Consider the following 7,580-nt stretch of genomic DNA (forward strand, 5'->3'; position numbering starts at 1 on the left):
TCCCGCAGGCCACCATGTTCTTCGCCGCCGGCGAGGCCGAGCGGCTGACCGCGCGCCCGGGCACGGTCGCCGACATCGCGATCGTCACCGCGCCCGGAACCGACCTCGGCGCGCTGCGCAAGCAGGTCTCGCGCACCCTCGCCGGCCACGACGCGAGCATCCTGACCGGCGACGACCGCGGCGCGGTCGAGCACCCCGACATCCCGGCGGAGGGTGCCGACCTGATCGCGATGTCCAGCGTCTTCGGTGGACTGGCGATCGGCATCGCGGTGTTCGTGGTCGCGAGCACGATCGGCCTGTCCGTACAGCAGCGGCACCGCGAGTTCGCGCTGATGCGGGCGATCGGCGCCACCCCGGGTCAGCTCCGCCGGATGCTGCTCGGCGAGACGCTGACCATCACCCTGCTCGCGGCGGGCCTCGCGTGGTTCACCGGGCCGATCGCGGGCCGGGCGCTCTTCGACCTGCTCGCCGACGCGGGCATGGTCGCCGAGACCGTCGAGTTCACCGCGGGCTGGATCCCGGCCGTCGCGGCGGGCGGCGCGCTCGTCCTGACCGCGCTGCTCGGCGGAGTCATCGGCGCTCGGCGCGCGGTGACCGCCAAGCCCACCGAGGCACTCGCCGAATCGGCGTTGCAGCAGCGCTGGTTCGGTTGGATCCGGTTCGTGTTCGCGGTGCTCTTCCTCGCCGGCGCCGTCGCGCTGGTGCTGGTCACGGCACTGGTCCTGGAGGGGCCGATCGCCGCGAGCACGGCCGGGCCGGCGGTGATCTGCGCGTCGATCGGGATCGCGCTCATCGCGCCCGGCCTGACCAAGGCGCTCACGTGGCTGCTCGGCGGCCTGCTCGGCTCGGTGACCGGTGCAGTGGGGCGGCTTGCGGTCGTCAACTCCCGGGTGCGCGCGGTCAAGATGGCGGCCGTGGTCACGCCGATCATGCTCGCGGTCGCGATCAGCACGGGTGAGCTGTACGTCCAGACGACGCAAAACCACGAGTCGGAGCAGGTGTTCACCCAAAGCGTGCGCGCGGACGCGGTGCTCGACTCCGTGTCCGGCGGCCTGGATCCCGCACTGCTGCCCGCGATTCGCGCACTGCCGGGGGTCGCGGACGCCAGTGGTTACACGACCAGCGCTGCGGTCGTCGAGCGGCCGGCCCATGATCTGAACGGTCGACACGGCCTGGAACTCCAGGGCATAGACGGCGAGTCCGGGCTGTGGGCCACCGCCGTCGTGCCCACCGCGGGCAACCTCGGCGACCTGCGCGGGTCCACGATCGCGCTACCCGAACACCTCGCCCGCTCGCTGCATCGCGGGGTCGGCGACACGATCGGGATTCGTCTGGGCGACGGCACGCCGGTGGACGTGCGCGTGGTCGCGCTGTTCCGGGGCCGGGTCGGCTACGAGACGGCACTGACCTCGCTGTCCCTGCTCGCACCGCACACCACGGGTGGCCTGCCCACCCGATTCCTGGTCCGTGCGGCGCCGGGCACCGACCCCGAGCGCCTGGTGTCCTCGCTCACGACGTGGGCGGGGCAACACCCGGGCGTGCGGGCCGAGTCCCGCAGCGCGCTGCTCGACGCACACGCCGTGGAATCGGAGACCCAGGCCTGGGTCAACTATGTGATCGTCGGCATGCTCGCCCTGTACACCGCGCTGTCCCTGATCAACACGCTGGTTCTGGCCACGCGGGAGCGGCGCGCCGAGTTCGGGCTGCAACGGCTCAGCGGCGCGACCCGGGCCCAGGTGCTGCACATGGCGGCCGTGGAGTCGGCCCTCGCGACGCTGATCGGCGTGGTGCTGGGCACGGTGGCCGCGGCGGCGGCCGCGGTGCCGTTCGCGATGGCGGCCACCGAATCGTGGCTTCCCTCCGGCCCGATCACGATCTACCTCGGCGTGGTCGGCACGGCGGCCGTGCTCACCTTCGGGGCGACGCTGATCCCGACGTGGACGGCGACCCGGACCAGGCCTGCGGTGGCGGCCGGCGCCTGACGGGGGCGGGCGGGGCGGGGCTCGGGCGGGGCTTGGCGTGGCGGCTTCGCCGGGGGGCTTGGCGGGGCGGGGCTTGCCGGGTGGCGGCTTCGCCGGGGCGGGGCTCGCCGGGTCAGGGCGTCGTCGAACAGGGCTTCGTCGCATCGGGGCCTGCCGGATCGATGCTTCGCCGGGCGGGGAGCCGGTTTCAGCGCGCGTGGTCCGGCCGGACGGACCGATAGCCGGGGTGTACGCCCGGGGTGAGCCCCTGGTGGTCGGCGACTCGTCGAAGCAGCCCGATCAGCTGCCCACGCTCGCCCGGGGAGAGGTCGGCGCAGATCTGCGCCTCGTGCGCCATCCCCACCTCGCGCAGCCCGGCGAGAAGCGACTGGCCCGCGTCGGTCAGGTGCAACGCGTGCAACCGGCGGTCGGCGGGATTCTTGCGGCGCTCGATCAGGCCGCGCTGCTCCAGCTCGTCGGCGAACGGAACGAATCGGCTCGGCGGCATGCCGAGTTCGGCGGCCACCTCGCGCTGACTGCGCCCGGGCCGGCCGGCCACCGACCGCAGCAGCCCGGCCTGGGCGGGAGTCAGCTCCAACTCGCCGACCCGCTCGGCGAACAGCTTGGTCGCGTGGGCCCCGAGCTGAGCCAACAGGAAGGCGACGCTGTCCGGGGGGCCGTCCGGGCGCGCAGGCTCACCATTCGTACTCATGGCCACATGGTAGTTGTTTGACAATCGTTCCATCGTGGAATCATTATCTTACGTATATCGATTGGGTGAGGTCGCACAGCGCTCGACGTGGCGTCTGCTCCACTCCTTCGCCGTCGTCGCGCCGTCCTTGACGTCGATGCGTCACCGTTTCGCCGCCGACTCGCCCTCCACCGAGGAGTCACCATGTTCGGCACCGCCGTAAGAACCGATCCCGGCGCCGACGGCCCGCAGGCCGCCGCCCACAGCGGACGCCGCCCACAGTCCGGGCCACCGCTGCTCGCACCCGTGCTCGCCTACGCCGTACTGACCGTCGCAGCGGTGATCGTCAACCGGTCCACGCCGCATCCGGACGCGTCCGGCGCGGCGGTACTGGCCTACGACCGCGCCCACGGCGACGCGATCAAGGCAGGCGCCTTCCTGCTGTTCGCGTCCTCCGTACCACTGGCGCTCACGGCCGCGGTGATCTACCGCCGACTGCGGGCGCTCGGCATCACCGCGCCGGGGTCGGCGATCGCCCTCGTCGGCGGCGTCCTGGCGTCGAGCGCGCTCGCGCTGAGCGCGTTGTTCGCCTGGAGCGGCGCCCGACTGCCCGCGGATGCGGGATCCGGCCTGGCCCGGGCGTTGGCCGACCTGTCGTTCCTGACCGGCGGCCCCGCCTATGCGGTGATGTTCGCCCTGCTCGTCGCGGGTATCGCGGTCACGGCGTGGTTCGCCGGACTGCTGCCGCGCGGCCTGGCGGGGGTGGGCCTGGTGATCGCCGCGGCCGGGGCGCTCTCGACGCTCACGCTGGTCGGCTCGGGCTTCTCGTACCTGCTGCCGGTCGTGCGCTTCGGCGGCACGGCGTGGTTGGTGACGGTCGCGGCCATGCTCCCGCGCACGCGTTTGTCACGGCACGGGTGACTACACCCACGTTTCCGGGGACCGGGCCGGTCCATTACATCGTTCACCCTCGTCAAGGAGGCCGACATGTCCGCCACTTACTCCGATCTGGCCGGCAAGGTGGTCGTCGTCACCGGCGGCTCCCGCGGCATCGGCGCCCGCACCGCCGGCGCCTTCGCCGAGCAGGGCGCTTTGGTCTGCGCGGTCGGTCGGGACCACCGGGCCCTCGACGCAGTCGTAGCCGGCATCGCCGACAAGGGCGGCGCCGCGTTCGGCGCAATCGCCGACGTCACCGACTCGGCCGCGCTCGACGGGGTCCGCGAACAGGTCGAGGGCCGATTCGGTCCGGTCGACGTGCTCGCCGCGTTCGCCGGCGGGCAGGGCTTCCCGGTCCCGTCCCGGCAACTCACCGAGCAGCGCTGGCGCGAGGTCCTCGACGCCGACCTGACCTCGACCTTCCTCACGATTCAGGCATTCCTGCCCGGCCTGATCGAGCGCGGCGGCGGCTCGATCCTCACCATGTCCTCGGCCGCGGGCCGCGAAGCGAGCGGCGCCAACCTCGCCTACGCCGTCGCCAACGCCGGACTGGTGCAGCTCACCCGGCAGTTGGCCGCCGAACTGGGCCCGCACGGCATCCGGGTCAACTGCATGGCGCCGTCCTCGATCCGTACCGAGAAGGTCGCCGCCCACATGCCGCCGGACGTACAGGAACAGGTCGCCGCCCTGCACCCGTTGCGCCGCCTGGGCACCCCCGACGACGTCGCCTCGACCGCACTGTTCCTCGCCTCCGACGCCGCCGCGTGGTTGACCGGGCTGACCATCGACGTGGCAGGCGGCCGGATCACCCATTGACGCGGTCGGCCCCGGTCCGGCGCGGAGCCGATCTCCGACCCGGAAACCGGCGATCAGCCGGTCGGCGGATTGAAGCGCGAACAGTCGGGGTCGCTCCAGCGCAGCCCGACCGCGCCTTGGATCTCCACGACGTCGGTCACCTCGAACTCGACCAGCCGTTGCGCGCCGGGCACCCGGGCGATCTCCTCTTCGGCCCACACCGTCCGTGCCGACCCGGACAGGTGCAGGGTCGAGCCGGTCTCCCATCCCGGCGGGAACAGACCTGCGGCCGGGTTGAGTTCGAGGTTGTCGAGGGTCGGGAACATCGAGTTTCCGAGGTAGTCCGGCCGGCGCAGCCGGGTCGGCGAAAGCACCTGTACGAAGCCGGGGTTGCCGCCACGATGCGACGCGTCCGCGTCTGCGTCACCGCGATCGGCACCGGGAAAGGCCGCGCCACAGCCAGGTCGGATCACCGGCGGCACCCGAGTGCCATGTCGACCACCGTCACCTCCGTATCGCCCTCGCGGCGGCGTGCCGGTCGACACGTGATTCGTCGGTTTCCGTCGGCACGTCGAGAGCCCGCGAGCGTGATCGCGAGCGCGACGCCGCCGGGACGGCTCGACCCGGCATCCGAACGGCGGTTACCGCTGCGGGCGTTGCTCCCCGCAACCGTCGAGGGCCGCCGCCCGATCCACCAAGTCCGGCGTCACCCACGGGCGTTGCCTCAGTGCTTCCGTTCCGGCGACCCGACCTCACCCCTCACCCGAAGCCGTCGGAATTCGTCGGACTTCTTAGACGATTAAACATGTACTCGCGCTCTTCAGCGATGTTCAGTCTCATCCTGGCCCACTTGAATAGGGACATGACAACGAACCGGAACACCGCCGCAGGCACCACCACTCGCTCGAACCGCGCCCCCGGCCTCGTCCTCGGCGCGACCATGGTCACCACCGGCCTCGTCGCCGGCGTCTACTTCTGCTTCAGCGTCGCGATCATGCTGGGCCTCGCCGATGTCGACGACCGCACCTTCATCGACGTCCTGCAACAGGTCAACGAACGCATCGAGAACCCGGCCTTCTTCGCGTGCTTCTTCGGCGCTCCGATACTCGGCGCGATCGCGATCTACCAACACCGCAAGCTCGGTTACACGGAAGCCACCCGCTGGATCATCGCGGGCGTCGTCCTCGGCCTGATCGGCATGTTCGTCACCATGGGCGGCAACATCCCCCTCAACACCAAGCTCGCCGACGCCGGCGACCCCGCCAAGATCGCCGATCCCGCCGCGCTCCGCGACAGCGTCGAGAACACCTGGAACGCCTGGAACGCCGCCCGCACCGTCGCCGCCACCGCCGCCATGGCCGCCCTCGGCCGAGCCCTCGTCCTCCACGGCCGCGCCGGCCGATGACCCCGGCCCCGCCCAGCCTCGTGGCACTGCTGCTCACTACAGGCCCAGCAAGAACCACATCACTTTTCCCGGCTTTCCAGAACTTCCAGGTTTTCCAGGACATTCAGGACTGGAACCGCACGCGTCGGCGAGTACCGTCACAAGCATGAGCCCTCGGCCCGATTCGTCGTCGCACGACGCCTCGCGCGACCGGGGCAGGGTGTCATCCGGGTCCGTGACCTCTACCCGCAGCGTCCTCTCGCCAAGGATGCACCGTGCGCTGATCTCCGCGCCGGGCGGCAGTTGTGCGTGCAGGCACGCGTTGGTCATCAACTCGCTCAACAGCAGAACGGCGGTCTCCGTCGTCTCCGCCGGGATCTTCCACGCGTGAGCTTGTTCGCGCAGCCGACGCCGCGACAACCCGACGCTTCGAAGGTCCGACGGAAAGTGCCACTCGATTTCCCGCCCAGGGCCGTCCGAGAGCCTCGACCGGGTGGATGTGGGCATCGGGGGTTGCGCTGACATCGACGTCCTAGCTGTTCAGGCCGCTGCTGAGGCGATCGGCGAGTCGTCCATCCGGAGTGAGGACTTCCGGCGTTCGGGATCTCACCGTGCCTGTCACTGAGTAGCCTCACGAGTGACGAAGCGGGTACGGATAGTGCCGTCCCCGCAGTGCACCCGAAGAGGTGGACGCGATGACACAAGCGAACTCCCGGCCGCCGATGACGTGGCGGTACTGCGGGAACCAGATCAAGCGCTGGCGTATCCAGGCGGGCCTGAGCCGCGAGGAGTTGGGCAAAGAGGCCGGGTACGAGTACGAGACGATCAAGTCCGTAGAGCAGGGGCGACGGCGCCCGACGCCTCGCCTGCTGGAAGTGGCCGATCAGGTCTGCGGGGCCCGAGGCATGCTCACCTCAGCCCAGGAGTACCTGAAGCCCGAGAAGTTCCAGTCCTACGCCGAGGACTACATGCAGGCCGAAGAAGACGCGATCTCCCTGCACTTTTACCAAACGACGTTGGTCCCCGGCCTGCTACAGACCGAAAAGTATGCGTGGGGGTTGCTGAACGCCCACTGCCCGCCTTTGGACGACGAGACCATCGACCAGCGCCTGGCCGCACGACTTCAGCGGCAGGAGAGACTTTCTCGGTGCCCGACCGTCCTGTTCGGCTTCGTCATCTACGAAGCGGCGTTGCGCACTCTGGTCGGCGGCGCCGAAGTGATGCGCGGTCAGCTACTGCATCTCCTTGAAGTGGGCGAGTTGCGCAACGTGTCCATTCAGGTGCTCCCTGCCGATCGGGGTGCCCACGCCGGTCTCAACGGTCCTCTGGTCTTGTTGGAGACTGCGGAACACGAGCAGTATGCCTACGCCGAGGGTCAAGAGAGCGGGGTCCTGCACACAGCTCCGGGAACGATCGGAGTTCTCGTGCAGCGCCATGGCATGATCCGCGCGCAGGCCCTCGGTATCGAGGAGTCTGCCCGGTTCATCAGGGGGATAGCGGAGGACCTATGAGGGATCTGACGTGGCGCACGTCCAGCCACAGCGATACGGGTGGCGGCGAGTGCGTCGAGGTCGCTGCCCGGCCCGGCACCGTCCATGTCCGCGACTCCAAGCACGAGGACGGTCCGGAGTTGGCGCTTACCACCGCCAGTTGGGCTGCCCTGGTCGACCGGGCCGCCGAGCCGCAGGTCCGGTAGATCGAGCGCTTTCGCAGCCCCCGAAGCTCGGAGCACGGGCCCCGGGCGGCGGGCTTCGAGCGCCGAGATTCGAGCGCCTTGTTGAAGGATTGGGTGGTTCTCAGAACCCACCCACCC

At 70.4% G+C, this 7,580-nt stretch carries 8 protein-coding genes and 1 pseudogene; 6 read left to right on the forward strand and 3 right to left on the reverse strand.

Features of this window, described 5'->3' with window-relative positions:
- Window positions 1–1,982: ABC transporter permease (locus GT354_RS14885; RefSeq protein WP_161356791.1), on the forward strand; the 1,982-nt coding region annotated here is incomplete at its 5' end.
- Window positions 1,983–2,169: 187 nt separating this feature from the next.
- On the opposite strand, the gene GT354_RS14890 is transcribed toward GT354_RS14885, so the two are convergent.
- A complete protein-coding gene (locus GT354_RS14890; RefSeq protein ID WP_161356792.1) occupies window positions 2,170–2,673 on the reverse strand; it encodes a MarR family winged helix-turn-helix transcriptional regulator in 504 nt (167 codons plus the stop codon).
- Window positions 2,674–2,856: 183 nt separating this feature from the next.
- On the opposite strand from GT354_RS14890, the gene GT354_RS14895 reads away from it, so the two are divergent.
- Together GT354_RS14895 and GT354_RS14900 are read left to right on the forward strand one after the other, a co-directional pair.
- On the forward strand, window positions 2,857–3,573 hold the full coding sequence (locus GT354_RS14895; protein ID WP_161356793.1) for a DUF4386 domain-containing protein: 717 nt from the start codon (window positions 2,857–2,859) through the stop codon (window positions 3,571–3,573).
- Window positions 3,574–3,639: 66 nt separating this feature from the next.
- Window positions 3,640–4,404, forward strand: coding sequence for an SDR family NAD(P)-dependent oxidoreductase (locus GT354_RS14900; RefSeq protein WP_161356794.1), 765 nt, complete (start codon window positions 3,640–3,642; stop codon window positions 4,402–4,404).
- Between the two features lie 53 nt (window positions 4,405–4,457).
- Here GT354_RS14900 and GT354_RS14905 read toward each other — a convergent pair.
- Window positions 4,458–4,808 (reverse strand): annotated as a pseudogene (locus tag GT354_RS14905) (pyridoxamine 5'-phosphate oxidase family protein); the annotation flags it as partial.
- Window positions 4,809–5,245: 437 nt separating this feature from the next.
- Here GT354_RS14905 and GT354_RS14910 point away from each other — a divergent pair.
- Window positions 5,246–5,788 (forward strand): anthrone oxygenase family protein, encoded by a 543-nt coding sequence (locus tag GT354_RS14910; protein WP_161356796.1) that lies wholly within the window; start codon window positions 5,246–5,248, stop codon window positions 5,786–5,788.
- Between the two features lie 36 nt (window positions 5,789–5,824).
- Here the strand turns inward: GT354_RS14910 and GT354_RS14915 are convergent, their stop codons facing one another.
- A complete protein-coding gene (locus GT354_RS14915) occupies window positions 5,825–6,292 on the reverse strand; it encodes an ATP-binding protein (RefSeq protein WP_346012034.1) in 468 nt (155 codons plus the stop codon).
- A gap of 170 nt (window positions 6,293–6,462) precedes the next feature.
- Here GT354_RS14915 and GT354_RS14920 point away from each other — a divergent pair, with 170 nt between their 5' ends.
- Both GT354_RS14920 and GT354_RS14925 read left to right on the forward strand, forming a co-directional pair.
- Window positions 6,463–7,278, forward strand: a complete 816-nt coding sequence (locus GT354_RS14920) for a helix-turn-helix transcriptional regulator (RefSeq protein ID WP_237534887.1) — start codon at window positions 6,463–6,465, stop codon at window positions 7,276–7,278.
- Window positions 7,275–7,463, forward strand: a complete 189-nt coding sequence (locus tag GT354_RS14925) for a DUF397 domain-containing protein (protein ID WP_161356797.1) — start codon at window positions 7,275–7,277, stop codon at window positions 7,461–7,463. The genes GT354_RS14920 and GT354_RS14925 overlap by 4 nt, the downstream gene beginning before the upstream one ends.
- Window positions 7,464–7,580 lie beyond the last annotated feature (117 nt).

This window comes from Streptomyces sp. SID3343 (assembly GCF_009865215.1).
Classification (GTDB): Bacteria; Actinomycetota; Actinomycetes; order Streptomycetales; family Streptomycetaceae; genus Embleya.